This is a genomic window from bacterium, assembly GCA_013360215.1.
Classification (GTDB): Bacteria; CLD3; CLD3; order SB21; family SB21; genus JABWCP01.
This window is the reverse complement of the sequence record JABWCP010000005.1, coordinates 61,917-82,888: the sequence shown is the minus strand read 5'-3', so window position 1 is coordinate 82,888 and position 20,972 is coordinate 61,917. Positions and strand designations below refer to the sequence as shown.

10 protein-coding genes are annotated in these 20,972 nt (G+C 45.1%); 1 reads left to right on the top strand and 9 read right to left on the bottom strand.

Annotation, left to right across the window (positions count from 1 at the left end):
* Positions 1 to 6: 6 nt before the first annotated feature.
* The 9 genes from HUU58_04905 to HUU58_04865 form a co-directional block, all read right to left on the bottom strand.
* Positions 7 to 996: a hypothetical protein gene (locus tag HUU58_04905; protein NUN45003.1), complete on the bottom strand. Its 990-nt coding sequence runs from the start codon at positions 994 to 996 to the stop codon at positions 7 to 9.
* A gap of 47 nt (positions 997 to 1,043) precedes the next feature.
* Positions 1,044 to 2,183: a hypothetical protein gene (locus HUU58_04900; protein ID NUN45002.1), complete on the bottom strand. Its 1,140-nt coding sequence runs from the start codon at positions 2,181 to 2,183 to the stop codon at positions 1,044 to 1,046.
* Positions 2,184 to 2,369: 186 nt separating this feature from the next.
* Positions 2,370 to 5,177, bottom strand: coding sequence for an insulinase family protein (locus tag HUU58_04895; GenBank protein ID NUN45001.1), 2,808 nt, complete (start codon positions 5,175 to 5,177; stop codon positions 2,370 to 2,372).
* Between the two features lie 34 nt (positions 5,178 to 5,211).
* The gene (locus tag HUU58_04890) at positions 5,212 to 6,111 is read right to left on the bottom strand and encodes a hypothetical protein (GenBank protein ID NUN45000.1); all 900 of its coding nucleotides are present in this window, start codon (positions 6,109 to 6,111) and stop codon (positions 5,212 to 5,214) included.
* A gap of 29 nt (positions 6,112 to 6,140) precedes the next feature.
* Entirely contained in the window at positions 6,141 to 7,655 is a 1,515-nt protein-coding gene (locus HUU58_04885) for a polysaccharide biosynthesis C-terminal domain-containing protein (protein NUN44999.1), read from the bottom strand.
* 144 nt (positions 7,656 to 7,799) lie between these two features.
* Positions 7,800 to 10,268 carry a T9SS type A sorting domain-containing protein gene (locus HUU58_04880; GenBank protein NUN44998.1) on the bottom strand — a complete coding sequence of 823 codons (2,469 nt, stop codon included), beginning with the start codon at positions 10,266 to 10,268 and terminating at the stop codon, positions 7,800 to 7,802.
* A 299-nt stretch (positions 10,269 to 10,567) separates the two neighbouring features.
* On the bottom strand, positions 10,568 to 12,241 hold the full coding sequence (gene ettA / locus HUU58_04875) for an energy-dependent translational throttle protein EttA (protein ID NUN44997.1): 1,674 nt from the start codon (positions 12,239 to 12,241) through the stop codon (positions 10,568 to 10,570).
* Between the two features lie 128 nt (positions 12,242 to 12,369).
* Positions 12,370 to 15,897 carry a caspase family protein gene (locus tag HUU58_04870; GenBank protein NUN44996.1) on the bottom strand — a complete coding sequence of 1,176 codons (3,528 nt, stop codon included), beginning with the start codon at positions 15,895 to 15,897 and terminating at the stop codon, positions 12,370 to 12,372.
* A 14-nt stretch (positions 15,898 to 15,911) separates the two neighbouring features.
* Positions 15,912 to 18,791 carry a hypothetical protein gene (locus HUU58_04865; protein ID NUN44995.1) on the bottom strand — a complete coding sequence of 960 codons (2,880 nt, stop codon included), beginning with the start codon at positions 18,789 to 18,791 and terminating at the stop codon, positions 15,912 to 15,914.
* 408 nt (positions 18,792 to 19,199) lie between these two features.
* On the opposite strand from HUU58_04865, the gene HUU58_04860 reads away from it, so the two are divergent.
* A complete protein-coding gene (locus HUU58_04860) occupies positions 19,200 to 20,861 on the top strand; it encodes a hypothetical protein (GenBank protein ID NUN44994.1) in 1,662 nt (553 codons plus the stop codon).
* The last annotated feature ends 111 nt before the right edge of the window (positions 20,862 to 20,972 follow it).

Here is a 20,972-nt window from a genome sequence, read left to right as displayed (position 1 = left end):
CCGCTGTCAGATTTTCGGACGCGGAAAGTTGTATTGGTCAAAAAAAGGATCATTTTCCATAAAATCTTTGAGCGGATTTTGCATCGTGCCTTCCTCCACGTGATCGTGGGTATTGCATTTACCGCTTTGGCAACCGTCGCCGCCCGAAGCGCAACCGCTGCCGCAACCATGTATATCACTCATGTCAATGCCGAGAATGTCGGCGACATCTTCCAGTGTGAGCGTTTCCCATTCGTTATCATGGTCTTGTTTGATGTGGACTTTGTTGCCGATGATATCAAGATGTTTGATCTCACCGCGGCCTTTTTTGGTTTTGATCGGAGAACCGACACCCGGAAATCGAGATAACGTATTAACATAAAAATCACGTTCGTATGCCAAACAACACTTGAGTCGTCCGCACAATCCTGTCAGCTTGGAAGGATTGAGTTGTAAGCCCTGATCTTTAGCATACTCCGTGGTGATCGGCTGGAATTCGGTCAAATGCCCCGAACAGCAAAGCTGTTTACCGCACGGACCGTAACCGTCAACACGTTTGGCTTCATCGCGCACACCGATCTGCCGCAACTCGATGCGGGTTTTAAATTCGCCGGCCAAATCTTTGACTAAAGAACGGAAATCCACGCGCTTTTCAGCGGTGAAAAAGAACACGATTTTTTTACGATCAAACTGGTATTCCGCATCCACCAGTTTCATTTTAAGGCCGTGTTTTATGATTTTTTGCTTTACGACCGCTTTGGTTTTTTCTTCTTCGTTGCGGTTATCGGCCAATTTGCTGATTTCATCCGGATTAGCAACCCGGATGAATTGGCGCAATTCTTTGTCTTTGGTGAGATCTTCGGGTATTTGTTCGTGAGTCAGAGCGACCTTACCCATATCAACGCCGTTTTCGCATTGCACGATAACGTGGTCGCCGACTTTGACGACCAGATTGTTCTTATTGAGAAAGATCTCCTTGCGGTTGGCTTTAAACTCAACCTGAATAGGATTTTGCATAAAATATATAAATCACCGTTTTACCGGCGACTATTTCCCATATTGGTTTAGGATTTACCGGATGAAGGGTTGACGATGGAACGAAGATTCAACCCTAAATTCATTAAAATTAGGTTAATATAGATATTTCGCCCTATAAGGTCAACCGCTTTTTCGATTTCAGACAGAGCTTCTTCGACGCGAACACGGGGAAAAGCTTTGATGAATTTTTCAAGTCGTTCAGTTTTATCTTCATTGATCAAAAAGCGATCTATGAGTGACTTGTCTTCACCCAATTCGCGCATATACACGACATCCTGAAACCAGGTTATCAACATCGTTAAAATGTCCGTATAAAAACTCTTATCCTTTTCGGCCTCTTCGTTCCACTGTTCGATGATCGTCTGGATGGATGCTGATTTATTAGACATCGCTGCCAATAAGAACTCCAGCATGGCTTCACGCTTTCGCGGAAAGTCTCCGGAGATCAGTTCACTGGCCTGATAATAGTTACCGTTGGCCAGTCGGCTAATGAATTTGGCCTGGTTTTCAGCTACATCGTGGTGGCGACGGATACCGTCTAATAGTTGATCATCCGTGAGGCGGTGCAGTTTGACGATCTGACAGCGCGATATGATCGTCGGTAGCAGGCTGTGAATATTGGTCGTGGTGAGAAAGTATAACGTGGATGCCGGCGGTTCCTCAAGGATTTTTAGAACGGCATTGGTTGCTTCCGCGTGCATATCTTCGATAAATGTCAGAATAAAAATTTTGAGTTCGCCTTCAAACGAACGCAAACTGATCGCGCGGGAGAGCCCGCGAATCGAATTGACTTCCGGATTTTCGGGGTCGCCGATAGGAATACTGCCATTGGCGATGCGAACCCGGGCGTATAGGTTTCGCGTTTTTTCTTCCAATAAACGACGCTGTTCATCTTCTTCGGTGGCCCGCATCACCGGAAAATAATAGTGCACATCGGGATGCTGCAGGGTCGCCATTTTTTTACAATTGGCGCATTCTCCGCACGGTTCCCATCGTTCGCGATCCGGATGTTTGCATAGTATAAAGCGTGTTGCTTCCAGTGCCAATTCTTCGGCACCCAATCCTTCATCGCCGGCAATGAGATAGGCGTGTGCCATGCGGTCGTTGGCAAATGCCGTGAGTATCTGTTTTTTAGCGGCCTCCTGGCCGATGACTTTTGAAAGCATGAGCGGAATCTATGTGAGCTTATCGGTTGGGCTGATTAAAACAGATATGAATTCATCGAAGAATTCATCGTCATGTTGATTGCAACGCGATAAGCAGGTGTTACATTACTATATTTATCAATATATGCGCATCGTGACGCCTTATCAAGAGTATGTCATAACTTGACAAAGTCTGTCCGGCGCATGTTACTTTTTTTCCTCCGGCCGCATTTTAAAAATCAGTGCGTGGCCGTTTTGAATATATTTTTGAGCGATTTTGCGAATATCTTTTGCCGATAAACGACGGATCATTTTTTCCTGTGCTTCGGGAGTAATGTTTTTGATGGAAGCGTTTTCGTAATAAGCGTTTTCGATCCATCGTAACCAGTAAGCGTTCTCTTTTTGATTCCGCTCCAGATCACGGCGCAATGCTTCACGGATTTTGTTTACATCGGATTCGGCCGGACCATTTTCGGCTAATTTACGAATCTCCTCGTGCACTGCACCGATCAGGGAATCTAATCGCTCCGGTGCGCACGAGAAACCGATGATCACGGCGTAATTAGATACCGGATATTTATTGGCGTACGCATTGGCGCTTGTGCCATACACTCCGCCTTTGTCTTCGCGGAGGTTTTCGATGAGTTTATTGGTCAAAAGCATTGCCGTAGCGCGCAATAAAAAAAGATCGTCGTATTTTTTCAAAGCACCGTGAAACTGCATATTGACCTGAGCACGCGGATCTACACCGCGATAAATCGTGGTATCCATATTCCGATCCGGCCTGCGAATTCCGAGATCTTTGAATGTCTCTTTACGTCCGGTCGTAGGTAAACCGGCCAAATAACGTTCGACAAAAGGTCGCATCGTCTCGATCTCAAAACTGCCGACGATCGTCATTACGAAATCGCCGGCTTCGGCAAAACGATCAAGGTATATCGCCAATGCCGTTTGTGGATTGATTTCTGAAAAACGTTCACGCCGCAAAACCGAGGGATCACGGGGATGATCTCGGCTGACAACGCGATTGAGTTCGTTGCTAAACACAAAGCGGGGATCGTTGTCCAGGTTTTTGATGTAGGCCATTTGCCGGCTGAGCAAGGCGTAAAAAACCGTAGTGTCCAATCGCGGTGCAGTAAAGTTGAGATAGATCAGTTGGAACATAGTTTCCATATCCTTTTTAAGCGACTGCCCGGATATGGTTTCACTCAACATGCGAATGCCTGTCGAAACGGATACATTTTTGCCGGATAGAATTTTTTCCAAATCGGTTTTAGAAAATTCAGCGATGCCTCCTTCACCCAGTGGTGCCATGCCGTAAATAGCAGACATATCCTGAGAGGGTGCACCAAGCGACCATCCGCCAAAGCTGTATGCGCTGAATTTGATTTCATCGGTCATGTAGGTGGTCGGTTTCAAAATCACTTTCATTCCATTGGATAACGTCCATTCTTCAGCGGCAATTTCTTTGAGTGTTTTTGTTTTGACGATTTTGCCGGGACGGGGCAACGTAGCTAAAAGCGGTACCTGTACGGTTTTATATACGTACGGTGCTGTTTGGATCGTTGCTACAGAGTCTATTAGCGCAAGCAAACGCGCTTCGTCGGGAAGTTTTACGGTCTCATTTTGGGGTGCGGTGACGACGCCGATACGATTTTCCGTGGTAATCCATTGGGCGGCCAAAGCATGAATCTCATCAACGGTGATCGTGGGAAGAAGACGTTTAACGGTCTCGTATTCCCATGCCATGCCGGGTGCGGCTTCTGCGGTAAGGGCATATTCTACGAATTCATCGGCAAGGGATGAAGAAAGCACTTTGTCGCGATTATTGTATGAAGATTCATAGTTCGAAAGGATTTCTTTTTTATAATCTTCCATTTCATCGCGAGAAAAACCGTGCTGCTGTGCACGACGATTTTCGATGAGTACGGCGAGGAGTCCTCGTTCCAGAGCCGTTTCGCCCGTACCCGCATACACGGCATACACATCCGTGGCACGCATAAAATTACCATAAAAAGCTCCGCCAAAAACAAAAGGAGGATTGGCTTGCTGAGTCAGTTCTTCCATACGTTTATTGAGCATCCCGGTGTACAGCATACGCAATAGGGACGTACGATAATCCTGAACTGAACGTACGGTTTGGGATGGGTGTTTGTAAAAAATCTGGGCCATTGTGTTGGGCGCTTCTTTGTCACGCGCAACGGCAGTCCATGTTTCTTTATGCGGAGGTACGGGAAAATCATTACGCGGGCGCACTTTTTTGGCATCCGACGTAGCAATATTTGAAAAATGCTTGCGAATCAGATATTCGATGGAGTCCGGTTGGATGTCGCCGACCGCGATGACGGACATCAGTTCGGGGCGGTACCAATCTTTGTAAAAACGTTTGATCGAAGCGTGGGAAAATTTTTCGAGAATTTCTTTTTTTCCGATCGGCATACGTTCGGCATAACGCGAACCGTAAAATAATTTGGGCCAATATTGATCGCGCATGCGCTGCTGAGCGCCGATACCGGTACGCCACTCTTCGATCACAACGCCACGCTCCTTTTCGATTTCGAGGCTGTCAAATGTGATGCCGTGCGCCCAGTCTTCCAGAATGAGGAATCCGTTGTGAATAATATCCTGTTTGTCGCTGGGTAGTGTAAGCATGTACACGGTTTCATCGAACGACGTATACGCGTTGATATGTGCGCCAAATTTGACGCCGGCCGACTGCAAATAGCTGATCAAATCATTTTTTTGAAAATGTGTCGTACCGTTGAAAGCCATGTGTTCTACAAAATGCGCCAGACCAAGTTGATCGTCATCTTCCATGATGGAGCCGGTATTGACCGCCAAACGCAATTCCACACGTTTTTCTGGGCGCGCATTGGTTTTGATAAAATATCTTAAACCGTTGGACAATACGCCGCTGCGTACCGCAGGATCCATGGGTATCGTTTCGCCGGTTTGTGCGAAAAGCGAAGTAAGACTAAGCGATAAAAAAAGCAGAACAAACGTTCTTCGTTGCATGATCATGTCCTTTATTTTTTACATATCTATAAGATCAATCTTTGACTAATATCACATCTAATTGAGAGCCTGATTTCATTTTTGATGTTATGGTTTTACCGCCGTTGATGACTTCGCATGTAGAAAAAATACCGTCGGATTCGGTTTTGCTGACTTTGATTTTGCCGATATCCTTGGAGCGTTTTACTTTTTTCCCATCCAATTCGACTTCTGTATATTCGACGACTTTAAAGGCATCGTTTTTTCGTACACCGGATGCGCTGCCGCAAGTGATCGCTACGGACACGGCCTCGCCTTTTTTCTCTTTTAGAATTTCAAAAATTTTCCCTCGCACAGGAAACGATGTTTTGAGCCAATCTTTCAGCTTGTCGCTGCTCATATTCAGTGCGTTCGATAGTGCTTCGGTCGTGGTCGTATAAGCGAGAAATCCCGTGTCGCCTTTTAGGTTTTTGGTGGTAGTTACTTCGCCCGTAGATACTTGCACAAGGCGGATGCCATATTCTAGAAGGCCGCTATACTGCGTACCACGATCACCCCAGGTTTGTTTTTCTTCTTCGGTCTGAGTGACGAGGGTCGTCTGTGCCTGATAGAGATGCAAAATAACCAGAAAATCCGCGCCCATCAGTTCCCCCAATCGTACCGGTGTATTTTCAGCGGCGAGATCCGACATTTGGAAATCCTGTTCGCTAAGAATTTTATCCATTGCCGCGCGTTCTACGACGGCGATTCGTTTTAACCCAACGAGCGTCGAAACGATTTTTTGAGTCAGTGCATCGGCAATGGCGTTGACTTCCGATGAGCCGGTCGCGGCGCTAGTTACAATTTTGGTAATATCCGGCGGCAGTACGGCCACAGTAGTTTTGGATTCCGCAGCTTGCGCGAATAGTTGCGAAGCTGAGAATGAAACAAATAAAAAAAAGGCGGTGATTTTCATCGGTTACTTCCTTTTATAAAACACGGTGACTATTCGGATTGGGGTTTGTGTATCATGGATGAAAACAAGATACGTTCCTCATCGTGTAAAAACAGTTTCCATCCGACATAAAGATAAAACGCCGTAAAAATACAAACACATATTATATCGTAAATCAAAAGATCGGTCCACGCCGGAAAAAGAAAATCCAAGCCTTTAAAAATAATATAACATCCAAGACCAATCCATACGATATGAAGAAGATCCCGACGAAAAGGATGTATTTTGAGTATGAGGTGTACCTCGGCGATTTGCAAAGCCGCAGTTAACAAACATCCGGTCAGATTGCCGATGGCCGCACCAAATATCCCGTACGTGGGTATAAGTATAAAATCAAGGGTCATGCTCACAGCAACAAGAAATACATTGTTAAATAAATTCAAATAAGGATACCCCGACATGACAAGGACGGGTTCAATGTTGCTGGTAACGGTATGAATCATCATACCGAAGCATACGATAGATAATGCGCCGGCGGCATAAGCAAATTCGTCAGCAAATATACGCAGTAAAAAATCACCGTAAATCGTCGTAAGAACAAAAAAGCCACAGGCCAAAAAAAGACTTGAGCGAATCAGCGTAGCAAAAATACCCTCCAGGGCGCGCATATCATTGCGCTGGCGCATGGCGACCACGACCGGCATCATGATAGGGTCAATCGCTTGCGGTATATTACGCATGGTGTTGCCGGTATTGAGGATGACCTGAAAAACGGCGACTTGTGCGCTCGGCACGAGAATACTGAGCGGGATGATTTCGACTTTAAGGATGACTACTGAAATAAAATCGGCAAACATCACCGGGAAGCCGAAAGAAAAAATGCGTTTCCAAGTCGAACCATCCGGAAGATGTGAAAAAATCCGCCGCATCGAAAAATGTTTTCTAAAATAATATATCGATAACCCGCTACCGAGCGTAAATGCGATCATTTTGGCCCAGAACGGTGCGGCTATCGAACCGAAAACAAAAAACACGACGAGAAGCAGAATCAGATCCACCAACGGTTCAAATCCATTGCGAATAAAAACCCAAAGTTTCATGATTTTGAGGCCGCGTGTGGCGGTCATGAGGATGGTGGTAAGACAGTAAAACGGTGCACACCATACCATGATTTTCATATAGTCGGCGACGGGCGGTTTGCCCATATAAGCGGCTAGATGATCGGCGAAAAGATAGACATTGAGTACTAAGAAAGCGCTGAGCCCTAAACTCAGGATGATATAGCCAAGGATGCTTTTATAATATTCGTCTTCGTCGGTATCTTTATAGCGTACGACAAAATCAATCACCAGCCGGTGTGCGCCGAAATAACACACGATGAATGATAAGTGCATCAAAAGCCATGTCGTGCTGAAGTAACCGAAAAGAGTTTGCCCGAGCACACGCGTAGCGATCAGATCAAACGCAAAATGAGATAGTTTGCCGAAATTGCCGATGAGGTTGATAAAAGCCCCACGGGCGACTTCGCGGGTTTCTTTGTGGTGTTGCGACGATTGGGATGTCAAAAACGAATGATACTCTTTAGATGAAAGAACGCCGTATCAAGGCGTTCCTGAAATACATTTGCTGCATTCATAACAAAAAAAACAGACAAAAAAAAGCCCCATCTGCATAAGCGGATGGGGCTGGTATAATAATATAGAATACGACTACTTAATAAGATTCATTTTCTTGGACATTTTAAAGCTACCGGCTTCAAGTCGGTAAATATAGACACCGCTCGGTACTTGTTTGCCTTGATTGTTTTTGCCATCCCAAAGCACATTTTTGAACCCGGCTGACTGATACTCATTGACGAGGTTACGCACTTCCTGACCAAGAAGATTGTATACCTTCAGACTGACGCGCACATCTTCTTTGAGCGCATAACGCAACGTCGTCGTCGGGTTAAACGGATTGGGGAAGTTGGATTCTAAGCCAAATTCCATAGGAATCGTACTCAAGTCTTTTTTCATTTCGCCCGTAGTGTCCGTGTAGGCTGATTCATAAAAAATGCCGGCCAAAATTTTTGTCATGGTGCCTGAGATATGGGGGAAGGTCGTGGATAACCAAGACGTATTTCCCATCAAAGCGCCCTGGCTATTAGCTCCGGCAATGTCGTTGATCAGAGATCCGGTACCTTCGTCGGTTTTATAATAAGCTAACAGACCGGACTCAGAACCAGACAGATGAGTGCTCATTGAAGCTTGAATTTCCGCTTGCGTGCGAGCGACATTCCACAGGCGAACTTCATCAAGATTACCTTTAAAATCGCCTCCGTTGATCCCGCTGTTACGCCCGATAAATAGATTATATGAGCTTGCGTTAATAGTGCCTGTGTAATCCCCGCTGGCATTGTACACAAGTGTGCCATCAATAATTACCTTAGGAGCTGGCATTGTGTTTTTATCCCAAACTACCGCTAAATGGTGCCATTGATCATAACCGATATTAGTGACAACATTGTAAAAATCCCAAATAAGAGCACCACTACCTCTTACTTCAAAACGCAGCATGTTGGGCTCTCCGCCTGTAGAATAAAAGTGCAGATTGAATCCGGTATTGCCCCAGCCGCCACCTTTGCTGATGACGTGTTGGCTATTGCTTCCTCCGGTTTTTCGCAGTATCCATGTCTCAATAGTAATAGCCGACGTAACCGTTCCAAGACTTGCATCATTGCCTGCATCCACGTAATCGCCGACACCGTCAAAAGAAAGGGCGAAGACATTTTGCGCCATATTAATGGTGCCTTTATCCAAGAGAGCGCTGCTCGTAATGGTGATAGGGATGTTTTGAGTTTGATAATTGACGTCGTTATCAAAGGCTTTCATCGTATATGAGCCGGGCGCAAGCTGTATCAACACATCGCCATTGGCGTTGGTGTTTTGTGTGGCCACTGTATTATTAGAACCATCTGTGATTTTGACGGTTTTTCCGCTAATCACTGCAGTATTGTTGGAGTTGACAAAATGCGCTTTGACGCCCAGAGGGGTAAGAACACGTGCCGTATCGACAAAGGCGGTATTTGTGGTTCCCGGCTCGACGGTAATGGACCCGCTGGTGTATGCAACATAAAGACCTGAATGTAACTGCACACGAAAATTGGCCGGTGAAACCATTGACTCGATAATTCCGTTGGCGTCAGGCGTTTGTGCTGTATAATAATTGCCGTTTTGATCAAAAAAACGAAAAGTTGCGTCTGTTATTGGGCTTCCGTCATGACTGTTAATGAATTTGGCTCTGATTATAGATTTAGGAACTATTTGGGTCGGATTGGTTACAAGAGTAGAATTAGTTTCACCGTTGGCTAAAGTAACCGTAACAGAGTTGGCTGCAACGTAGTTACCTGTTAGTAATTTTACATAATAATTTCCAGGAGCTAATACCCACTCCATTTCGCCTTGAGAATTTGGGGTACGTGTACCTTGGTTTTGATTATTAGAGGTTGATACTGCAGTAAATGTCGCATCGGTTACCGGCGTACCATCGGTGGTCTTCACGAATTTAGCGCGTAAGATGGTACTCGGGGTCAAAGAAGTGGGGTTGGTTACGAGCGAAGAATTAGTTTCTCCGGCAACTAAAGTAACTGTAACAGAATTAGTAGCAACGTAGTATCCTGTTAGAAGCTTTACATAATAATTTCCTGGAGGTAATGCCCACTCCATTTCACCTTGAGCATTTGGTGTGCGCGTACCTTGGTTTTGATTGTTGGAGGTTAATACTGCGGTAAATGTTGCATCGGTTACTGGCGTACCATCTGTGCTTTTCACGAATTTAGCGCGTAAAAAGGCGAGCGGGGTAAGAGATGTAGGATTGGTCACGAGTGTTGAATTTGTCTCCCCTGCTAATAAGGTAACCGTAACTGAGTTGGTGGCAACATAGTTTCCTGTTTGCCGTTTTACGTAATAGTTTCCAGGCGGTAATGACCACTCCATTTCACCCTGAGCATTTGGCGTCCGTACACCGTAACTTTGATTATTTGAGGCCAATACGGCGGAAAATGTCGCATCCGTTACCGGCGAACCATCAGTACTTTTCACGAACTTTGCCCGTAAAGTACCGTTTTGCCCGAAGGCGGAACTGAAAGCCATGAGAGCCATCAGCGATGTAAGAATTAGTTTTTTTGTAAGGTTTTTCATGCCCTACTCCTCATTTTGTGAAACATGGTTAATTAGTATAGAGAAACGAAAAAATCCAAACGACTATATGAGTGTAATAAGTACACGATCACACACATGTGCTGTGTTTGTTTTGAAAAATGAATGGGAAATGGGATTAATTGCGAAATACGATATAATACATTCCCTTTGTACCCCTAAAAACGATTTCCCTTCTAACTCTTTAGTATAAGCGAATCTAAACGCCAAGGCAAGAAAAAAAAGCCCCATCTGAATTTCAAACGGGGCTCAAACATTCTATGTAATCTTAAATTCTGATATTATCCGCGCATTAGCGGTTTATACTTGATACGGTGCGGGCGATCGGCGTCGATACCCATGCGCTGTTTGAAGTTTTCGTGATATTGCGAAAAATTTCCGTCAAACCAAACTACCTGGCTGTCGCCTTCGAATGCTAAGATATGCGTCGCTACACGATCAAGAAACCAACGGTCGTGGGAAATCACCACGGCACATCCGGCAAATTCCAGAAGCGCTTCTTCCAGTGCGCGCAGTGTATTGACATCCAGATCGTTTGTAGGTTCGTCAAGTAGCAGTACATTGGCGCCTTCTTTGAGCATCTTGGCAAGGTGAACGCGGTTGCGCTCGCCGCCGGATAACATGCTGACTTTTTTCTGTTGGTCCGAACCGCTAAAGTTAAATCGCGCTACATAGGCACGCGAATTGACTTCACGGGTACCCAGCATCAGCGTTTCTTCGCCGCCGCTGATTTCTTCCCAAATCGATTTATTGGGATCCAGTGGACGATTTTGATCTACATACCCCAGTTTGACGGTTTCGCCGATTCGAATCGAGCCGGCGTCAGGTTTTTCTCCACCGGTAATCATACGGAATAATGTGGTTTTACCCGCACCGTTGGGTCCGATCACGCCGATGATACCGCCGGGTGGCAGCGAAAAGTTCATGTTTTCATAAAGCAAATGATCATCGTAGGATTTGCCAACGCCGTTTGCTTCGATGACGACATTGCCGAGGCGCGGTCCGGGTGGAATGAAAATTTCCATTTCTTCGTTACGCTTTTCATTCTGTTCATTGACCATTTTTTCATACGCCGAAATACGTGCTTTACTTTTGGCGTGGCGACCTTTGGGATTCATTCGCACCCACTCCAACTCTTCAGCCAAAGCTTTTTGGCGTTTGGATTCCTGCTTTTCTTCGACTTCAAGGCGCTTCTTTTTCTGTTCAAGCCACGAGGTATAATTGCCTTCGAAAGGAATACCTTCGCCGCGATCGAGTTCGAGTATCCAACCGGCGACATTATCGAGGAAATAACGATCGTGGGTGACAGCAATGACAGTGCCTTTGTATTGAGCTAAATGTTGTTCCAGCCAATACACGGATTCGGCGTCGAGGTGGTTGGTCGGTTCATCCAGCAAGAGCACATCGGGTTCCTGCAGAAGCAGGCGGCACAAGGCGACGCGGCGACGTTCGCCACCGGACAGAACCTTGACGGGTGTGTCGCTTTCCGGACAACGCAGCGCGTCCATAGCCATTTCAAGGCGGCTGTCAAGATCCCATGCGTTTTTATGCTCGATTTCTTCCTGCAGTTTACCTTGTTTTTCTAAAAGTGTATCAAAATCCGCATTGGGATCCGCCATTTGTTCGGCTATTTTTTCGTATTCACGCACCAAAGCTACCGTATCGGCAACCGCTTCTTGGACAATTTCTTTTACCGTTTTGTTCGGATCAAGTTCCGGTTCCTGCGGCAAATAACCGAAGGGGATGCCTTTCTGTGCTGTGATTTCACCGAGGTAATCCTTGTCGGTTCCTGCGATGATACGAAGCAGCGTAGATTTACCTGCGCCGTTGAGACCGAGTACGCCGATTTTGGCGCCGTAAAAAAAAGAAAGATATATATCTTTGAGCACTTGTTTGTTGGGCTTGTGCACTTTGCCCACGCCGACCATCGAAAAAATAATCTTATTGTCGCTCATATCCGCTCGTTAAAATTGATAAAAACAAATACCGTGTTTTTTGAATCGCCCCTAAGTTACACTTAGAACGCAGAAAATCAACACCCTTGGAAGAATCCTGATGACCGAAATACGCGGGGCTATAATGCTTAGTAACCCGATACACGCCACACCGCAGGATCCACCGGTGATAAAAAACGGGTTACTTCAAAATCATCAAAGGCTTTTTCTTTACGTGCCGTCGGAGATTGTTTGCCATCGGTAAGTTTTTTTACGGTTCCGATCACGTACGCCTGGAGTTCGGTGCACCGGATAGTACCGTCATGATCTAGATCCGCTTTGCCGTAGGCCAGTCCCTGCAGTATGGTGAACGTGAATACTCCGTTTTTCCATGCATCGCCTTCGAGTGCGACTTCCGTACCCGAGGCCGAACTAATAACGGTAGCGCCTATACTGTTTTGCAAATCGGCGAAGATTTCACGCATCAACTCAAAAGAATTTTGCAACCCGGTTGTTTTCGATTTTTTAGAAAAAAAACCGCGTGTACTCACAACTTGTGTTACGGTTTCACCATCGCCGATTTTTTTCTTTATGCCGCGAGCCATTGTTGCGGCCGATCGGTCGGCATTGGCGGTCGGCATCGGCGAATCCGTATCCACTTCACCGGAATGACACGCATCCATGAATACGATACGCCGGCGAGAAGGGATACCATCCAGAATATCCTCGATCGCGCTGTACGCCAAGCCGCGTTTGGCGGGGTTGTCAAAATCCGTATCGTAGGTGGCAAAATACCAATCGGTTTTAGCGTCCAGTAAACCGTGACCGGCAAAAAAAAGCACAACACGATCATTGGGTTTGGTGGTAAGAAGTTTTTTACGGATATTTAAGATGGATTCACGTGTTGCTGCAGAGTCAAGCAGTAGTATTTTTTCAAAACCGCCGCCGGTTTTTTTTTGTAAGGCTTCATATACGGCGGATATTTCTTGAGCGTCTTTGCGTGAATACGTGAGGTTATAATCACTGTTCTTGTAATTTGCAATACCTACAGAAACTAAAATCACGTCCGATGAATCGGCCGATCCGGTGACGGTGGTTTCAAATGTTTCAGGAATCGATTCGGTGCCTGCCGCGTTGGTTACCCAAACTTGTATTCTGTTTTTGCCTAGGCTAAGTGTTATGGGGATATCGGCCTCATACGTAGGGCTATTCCGACTTCGGAGATCTAATCCGGAGCGACCATATAGCGGCACATCATTGATTTTTAGCTTAAGTGTACTGAGGATATTATTCTTATCCTTGGCACGGATATGCAAAGTGATATCGGGCGATGAAACCTCCGGCGGTGCATCGGTATGTATAGTAAGATCGGGAGCATCGGTTTGTAACATGAGTTGTGCCGATGCCGGCGGGTTTTTAGCTCGACGTTTTTCGTACGCCTGTTTATAAATAGCCAGATGTTCGGATGACGTATATCCGAGTCGGCTCAGAATAATATCGGGGCGATTGTACACAAGATCAAACTGATCAAAAGTCATCATCTTCATGCCGCTCCGAAATGCAACCAGGTCGCGACCTCGCTTGGATGTGAGGTAGTTGCCGTCATGAGCAAACACGGCGTAGGTGTCTTCCGAGATGCCGATCAGTGATATATAGGTTTGGTCGGTCAAATTCCAAAACCGAATCGTTCCATCATAACTGCAACTTACAAGCCGTTGTCCGTCGTGCGTAAATTGAATTTTTTCGACTTTGTTCGTATGACCTTTGAGTACACGCAGTAACCGGTGTGTTTGTGCATCGTAGATACGGATATCATGATCTTTGCTGCCCAATAACCACGGTCCGCCGTTGCCGCAAGCATAAGTACGTCCATCCGGCGACAATTCCATGGTGACAGCATAGTTGCCGCTGTCGTTCATGCGACGATTAATCACTCCGGTTTCTAAGTTTATCACTAATCTTTCGGCGTCGTCGGTAGCAAGCACGGCTGTTTTATTATCAGGATAGAGCAATGCCTGAATAACGGCGACGGTTTTATCACCTATGTGATGATCGTATTTCTTTTCCCATGTCACCGCATCCCACACGCAAACCGATCCGCTGGGTGAATTTTTTTCCTCTCCGCCAAAAGAAACCCAAAGTTTTTTGTCGGGTGATAGACGTAATCCGTTGCACTGGCCATAATGCGCAGTTATAAAATGTTGTAAGGAACCGTTATTGATATTCCAAAAACGAATAGTATCCATGTTGAGGCTCGGGATGCCGACCCCATAGGATGCATATACGGAATCATTGATGCGTGTAACGTTTTTTAGATTGAGTACAGGATGTTGCATCGTAACCAGCTTAGTGGCACCTGATGAATCCCAATGCGTAATGGTACCCCGGAAGCCGGCCGCAATGAGGCCTCTTGATGTAAATCCGACTCCTCGAATGGTCTGATCTTTTTCACCGATAAAATTTCTTTCAATCACACCGCGTCGAAGATCCCACGTCCTCACTTGTTCGCGATCCGAAAAAACGATGCGTGCGTTATTTTCATCTAGATCAAAATGATATACGTTTGATGAAAAATCGCTTCCTGTAATATAAATACCTGTTGGAAACGATCGAACGGGAGCCGTAATCAGATAAGTTTCAAACCCGCTGCTCATTAATGTCCCGTCAGCTGAAAAATGAACTTTTCGGCTGGCCATTTTGTTGGCGCCGATGAGTTTTGACCTCGTAAGATCCCAAAGAAACACCTTACCTCTATCAGATAATAGCCCGCGGACAACCAAAGAAACACCCACAAGTTTTGTTTCATCGGGTGACAGCGTCAAATTGATGATGCGATTAGTATCGGCATCCAATTGACGAGACATGCTTTGCGTTTCAAGATTATAAACAAGGATCGAGTATTTTAAAGCTTCATCTTTACGAAATTCACCTGATACGGCTATTTTTTTATTGCCGAGGGATAAAGCATTCCAATTGATTTCTTTCGGGATACGAATTTGATCAAGCGCCTCGCCGGTTTCTAGATTAATAACCCTGAAAAAACTGAGATCAAAATATCGAGGCATTTTAACGTTGGAACCGTATTCCGGTGTGGACGTAAATTCCCAACACGAACCGCCACCCGCCGCCGCCGCCCATTGACCATCCGGACTGATCGCATAATGTTCTTGCATTATGCAGCTTCCTCGACGACTGAATTCCGACCACTCCTCGGGTTTTATGAGCGTATATGTTTTGGTGATTTTTTGAAGAGACCAATCCCAAAACTGGATCCCCCAATGTCCGCAAGTGATGATATGACGGCCATCCTGAGTGAAACGGACTTTTTGGGCAATAGCCGTATCCGTCAGCGTGGTTATATGAGCCGCTTTTTTCATATCCCAGATGTAGATATTGCCGTCGGGGTTGCTCGAAACCAAATAATGCCCGTCCGCGCTGAAGTTGAAATCTAATACGTTTTTTTTGTGATGCGTCAGCATCATTGTCTTTTGAGAGGGGATATGCATCAAATGAAGCTCCGCCCCGCCTATCGCCACCCACTTACCGTCAGGGCTGTATACAATATCTCCGACACCTCCGGGTGGTTGTAGCTGTGGCTCGATCGACAGATTTTGTGCATACAATGAAAAACAAACCAAGGTTAAACCTGTACTCAAAAGAAAAAATGATCGGCTCATAATAAACACCTTAACTAATACCCCATGCTTTTTAGAACATTTTGTGATTCTTCATACCCATATTCGACGGATTTTCGGAAATGCTTGAGCATGTTCTCACGATCACGCTTATACGAGTATGTATATCCTAAGACATAGTGTGCCAAGCCCAATGCGTTTTTCTTATCAGTTTTTTGTACGGCCAGAAAGGCAAACTGCTCGGCTTCGGCATTACGTTCTTGCACAAGACAGAGGTGCGCTGCATAGGCATACCCATCCGAAAAAGTCGGTTCCAGTTCGGAAGCCTTGATCAGTGTTTGTATGGTTATGTTGTGATCCTTATAGGTTTGTGAATTGGCCAGCAACACTTGGCCTTTCCAGTAATAGGCGTCGGCGAAATCCGGTGAAAGTTCGATCACTTTATTGAGATCGGCCAGCGCCGGCTCCGGTTTTTTGTAGTAGGGATCGACATCAATGGTGATTTTTGCACGCAGCCAATACGCATTGCTATTCTCAGGATCAAACTTGATCGCCTGCGACAAGTCCGCATACGCGCGTTGATAATCTTTCTTTTTTACAAGGCGTTCGGCGCGGGTATAATACATGTTAAATTTTCCCTTGTCGGTGACGGAAGGATCGCCGGCGGTTATCTTATATACACCGTCTTTATATGAAGTTCCGCCCAGCATTTCTATGGCTTTGTCTAAGTCTTCATCAGCCGCCGATTCTTTTTTTTGTCGTATATAATATTGGGAACGCTCATAATATAATAGCGCAGGACTGGCATTGGCTTGCAGCCCGCGTGCAAACTGATCTTCAACCATCAATTCTTGGCTTTGTGCTTCATAGAGTTTTGCGAGTCCTATATACGGCACACCGTCCTGAGGGTCTAACTTGATGGCTTTTTCAAAATCCGCTTCGATTTTTTCGACAAGCGCCGCATCGTTACTTTTTTTGAATTGATACAAGTATGTTTCAGCGCGAATACGATATGCCATTTTTTGAGTTACCTCTTCATCAGTCGGTTTTAAAAGGCGTACGGCACTTTCGGCGTATAAAACAGCTTCTTCGATGGATTGCGCTTTAAACGAACGCTCAATGCATTCATCCGAAGTTTTGCAATCGGAGGTTACAGTTACGGTCGAAGTATTGGGTGCGGCGGAAGAAGGTTTTACTGCCGATGAAGAAGTTGTAGGCCGGCTTGCGGTTATAGTTTGAGGCACACTTCCGGTTTGGACGGATGCCGTAGGTGTTGATGCTTTTTGATAAAATATATCAAGGTAGGTCGCGTTTCCAAAGATATCCCATGCGCGTACAGGTATCATGCCCATGTCATCTTCTAAAGCGATTTCCGAATTAAAAGTTCCGTCCGTTTTTAAAGATACAGTTTTATTGCCAATGATCATGCCTGCTAATTCCGTGTTATCCGTCAGTCGTCCGGAAAATTTTATCGTACTGTCCGGCAATGTGATGTTTTGTTTATCTGTAAAATTTTGCCCAGACCACACTATTAGCGGTGGCGTTTGATCGGCGATTTTAGGCGTCAGGTTGCCGCGATGTTTGGTTTGGACAGCGCCGATATCCAGTCCGTCCGTTGCTTGATTTATCGCACCCGATGAAGCCTTGAGACCAAACTGTTTGGATTGAGGATTTAAAAATAAGGGGTCGGTATTTATGTCATCTAGGGGTTTAAACGATTTAGCATACGCATCATAATTAATCTCCTTGCCGTCCCGGGTTTTATTATCCCAAAGGAGATTTCGGTGATAATCTAAAGTTTGATTTTCGCCGAGCATCAAGCCGCTCTGATTTTCGGCGTTAAGTGTATTGTGGCTTATGATGTTATTGGTGAAAAGTATAGATTCCGAATCGCGAATCCATACCGGATTAAAATCAATGAGTTTGGCGACCGTATTGTGATTGACGACGGCATTTTTACAAGAGACAAGCGATAAACCGATACAATCCATGCCTTTGTCTACGGCGGCTTTTTGTGCGATGATCAGATTGTATTGTAATGTTGTATTGGCGCAGTTTTCGAGGACTATGCCTCCGAAAATACAGTTCTGTACGATCGTATGGCTCACCAATAATCCTTCAACATGGTATCCCGTGAGTCCTATCTGTCCGGATCCGTCTAATAAACATTGGGCAACGATGATATTTTTGGAATGTACAATATCCAACACATCCGAAGTTTCGCAGGCAAAATATTCATCGCGCGTATCGTGAATTCCTTTGATGTTAAATAATGCGATCCCGGAAGAGTTTCGGATGGTAATGATGTCGCCGGTTGGAACTTTCAACCATGCTTCGCCTTCACCGCGAATAGTGATGTTTTCTTTTCCGTCGATTACTATAGCCTCATTATATGTGCCGCGTCGTATAAGGATTTCATCCCCGGCTGTGGCCGAATCAATCGCAGCCTGAATGCTTTTTATAGGGCCTTGTGATGATACGACCAAAACAGGGCGCTGTGAACCCATATAAGTATCATTCTTCCAAAATCCGATTTCGCGGGTGCCATCGTTTTTCAATTTTGTGCCAACGCCGCTAAATTTTCCTAAACGAATTTGTCCGGTATATGTGGTTCCGGATGCAAAATGATATTCTCCATAACCATTCATGCGGCCATTCAAAAATCTACCGCGATACCAGGTTTTATCTTTCCATCGAAATTCCCCCCATCCTGTACGTTCTCCCATGTTGTACCCCCCTTCGTACCACTCGCCATCGCTCCATGTCGTTTTACCCTTTCCGTGTTGTTTGCCGTTTTTCCATTCACCTGTATACGTAGTGCCGGAACTCCATATGTATGTGCCTTCGCCGTTTTCACAGTTGCCCGACACGCAACCGGTACGTTGAGCATATAAAACGGAAGACAAGAACAACACAAATACGATTGTGGATTTCATACGATGATCCTTTCAATCCGATATATTGGGTATCAGGAAATGCAAAGAAGGGGATCAATTATAAATTATGCGTGAGGTGTTTAAAAGTAATGGATGAATCGCCTTTTTGAAAGACATATTTTTAAAATTTCAGATTCACTTATATATACAATACGGCTCGATGGAGAGTGAGTTTTTTATATACATCGGAATGTTTTTTATGAGTGTCTGCTGAAGGCGACAGACTATTTATCGATATAGTCGCGTTTATGTAACGCCAACTAAGTCATCCTTTTTTCATTTGTAAAAACATCAATGAGTTATAGTAGTGTTTCATTGTGGTATGTTAATTGCTTCTAATAGTTATCTGTACCGTCATGTTTAATCTTAAATTAGGCATATAACTCATCAAACCACAGGATTACATCTATGAGAACAAAACTTCTACTTTTCGCTTCAGTATTTTTATTTCTGAGCGGCTGCGCTCAACTCGGCAAACTTGCAGGCAACCTGATGACGCAGTCCACGACGGATTTGCAAGCCTGCGGTACGACGGTGTATTATATTAGCAATCTTTATCCTGCTGCCGTCAAAAGCACGGAAACTTCCTATATGGGCGAAGCATGGAAAGAAGGTCGTTCAGCAGTAACGGTGATGAATTTTAAAAAACATGGTATCGGGATGTATAAAATAGACGGCGTCGTAGCTATGGATGGTACACCGATGTCGCACGTGGCTTTTGGTGCATATACCAAACTTGTGGATAGTGGCGATACCTCACCCAAAAAAATAACGATCGAAACTAAAACGGGTCAAAAGGCCGAGTTTACGATAAAACCTACATATCCCGTTCGCATTAAATCTATCAACGGTAAAGCCGATGGTGCTGAAATAGACGTTACGCAGGATCTTGTTCTGGAAATGGAAAATCCCAAAGGTTCCGAACGTACGATGTATAAAGTCGGCATGCTGATGGACTTGATGGGTACGACGTCGTTTGTAGATGTGGTGGTTTGCCGTTCAGCAGACAAAATCGTCATACCACACCAGGCTTTTGTCAACGCACAAGTCGTGGCCAGTTCAGATCAAGCGATCGGTACCTCCATTGCAAGTTTTAGGGAAGGCGCCAGTTGGCTTCGTGTCGAACGTTATGAACATGATTTATCACCCAATGCCGGTACCGGTGGATATCAAGGGATATCCGCGAGCTGGGATACAAAGCCGGTAACGGTCAAAGGCAAATCGCCAAGCAAAAGCAATGTACAGATTACAGGCGAAGAGAAGGGTTTTTCTTTCACCGCCAATAAACCCAATGCCTATTACGGGCGCGCTTTATCCATGGGCAAAAAATTTGCGTTAGCCTCCTTTTCTGTACGCGGAACCATTTATCATCGCGATGTGAAATCTTCTAGTTCAACGCAAACGATGGGTAATGTCGAAGTCACGACAACCACTACGACAATTACGACTTTGGAATTTCCGCAGTTACCGGACGAATTTTGGGATAAACTGCTGGATAATATGTACAGTGATTTTGTAACGGCACTGAAAAACGAACATCAGATCGAGTTGATTCCAGTCGAAAGCGTTACGAAAGCTTCCGGCTATGCAGCGATGGAACCGATCGAAGATAAAAACACGCAGGTCAAAATTGTTCGCAGTTATAAAAACACCAAAAACCTTCTTCCTACGTCGCTAACTTCGATACTCAAGTCGGTTTCATCCACTTTTGCCAGCGACCGGCCCGATGCACGTCTGATGCGCGAATTGGGTGTGGATGGTTTGATCAGTGCGACGCTGGATTTGCAGATTTCGACGGATGAAAATAATCACGTCGTACTTAACCCGGTTTTTACGTATCAGTTGCTCGGACCGCCCAATGGTTATCTCGTCGGCACACAATATGTTACCGGTACGGTGCTCGGCAAAGGTGCCCCGTTTAATGCCGAAGAAGTCAAATCCAATCCCAATAGTCTCAATGGGGTAGTGCGCAAAGAAGATATGATGGCTGCTTTTCGCAAATCCATCATTGAATTAAAAAAACTGGAAGAAGCGGAGGGTTATACCAAAATTTGGAATTTACAAAAATAAATTTGCAGCGATTTAACCGATAAAAAGATAGACCTCAAAATAGTTTCTCTTTAAAACAAGTCGTGATATAAAATGAAATCACATCTGAAAAAGAAAACTGTTTTGAGGTCT

What these genes read in the sequence shown, in the direction of transcription:
- HUU58_04905 (NUN45003.1), bottom strand. Translation starts at nt 996, where the DNA reads ATGCAAAATCCTATTCAGGTTGAGTTTAAAGCCAACCGCAAGGAGATC.
- HUU58_04900 (NUN45002.1), bottom strand. Translation starts at nt 2,183, where the DNA reads ATGCTTTCAAAAGTCATCGGCCAGGAGGCCGCTAAAAAACAGATACTC.
- HUU58_04895 (NUN45001.1), bottom strand. Translation starts at nt 5,177, where the DNA reads ATGCAACGAAGAACGTTTGTTCTGCTTTTTTTATCGCTTAGTCTTACT.
- HUU58_04890 (NUN45000.1), bottom strand. Translation starts at nt 6,111, where the DNA reads ATGAAAATCACCGCCTTTTTTTTATTTGTTTCATTCTCAGCTTCGCAA.
- HUU58_04880 (NUN44998.1), bottom strand. Translation starts at nt 10,268, where the DNA reads ATGAAAAACCTTACAAAAAAACTAATTCTTACATCGCTGATGGCTCTC.
- ettA (NUN44997.1), bottom strand. Translation starts at nt 12,241, where the DNA reads ATGAGCGACAATAAGATTATTTTTTCGATGGTCGGCGTGGGCAAAGTG.
- HUU58_04870 (NUN44996.1), bottom strand. Translation starts at nt 15,897, where the DNA reads ATGAGCCGATCATTTTTTCTTTTGAGTACAGGTTTAACCTTGGTTTGT.
- HUU58_04865 (NUN44995.1), bottom strand. Translation starts at nt 18,791, where the DNA reads ATGAAATCCACAATCGTATTTGTGTTGTTCTTGTCTTCCGTTTTATAT.
- HUU58_04860 (NUN44994.1), top strand. Translation starts at nt 19,200, where the DNA reads ATGAGAACAAAACTTCTACTTTTCGCTTCAGTATTTTTATTTCTGAGC.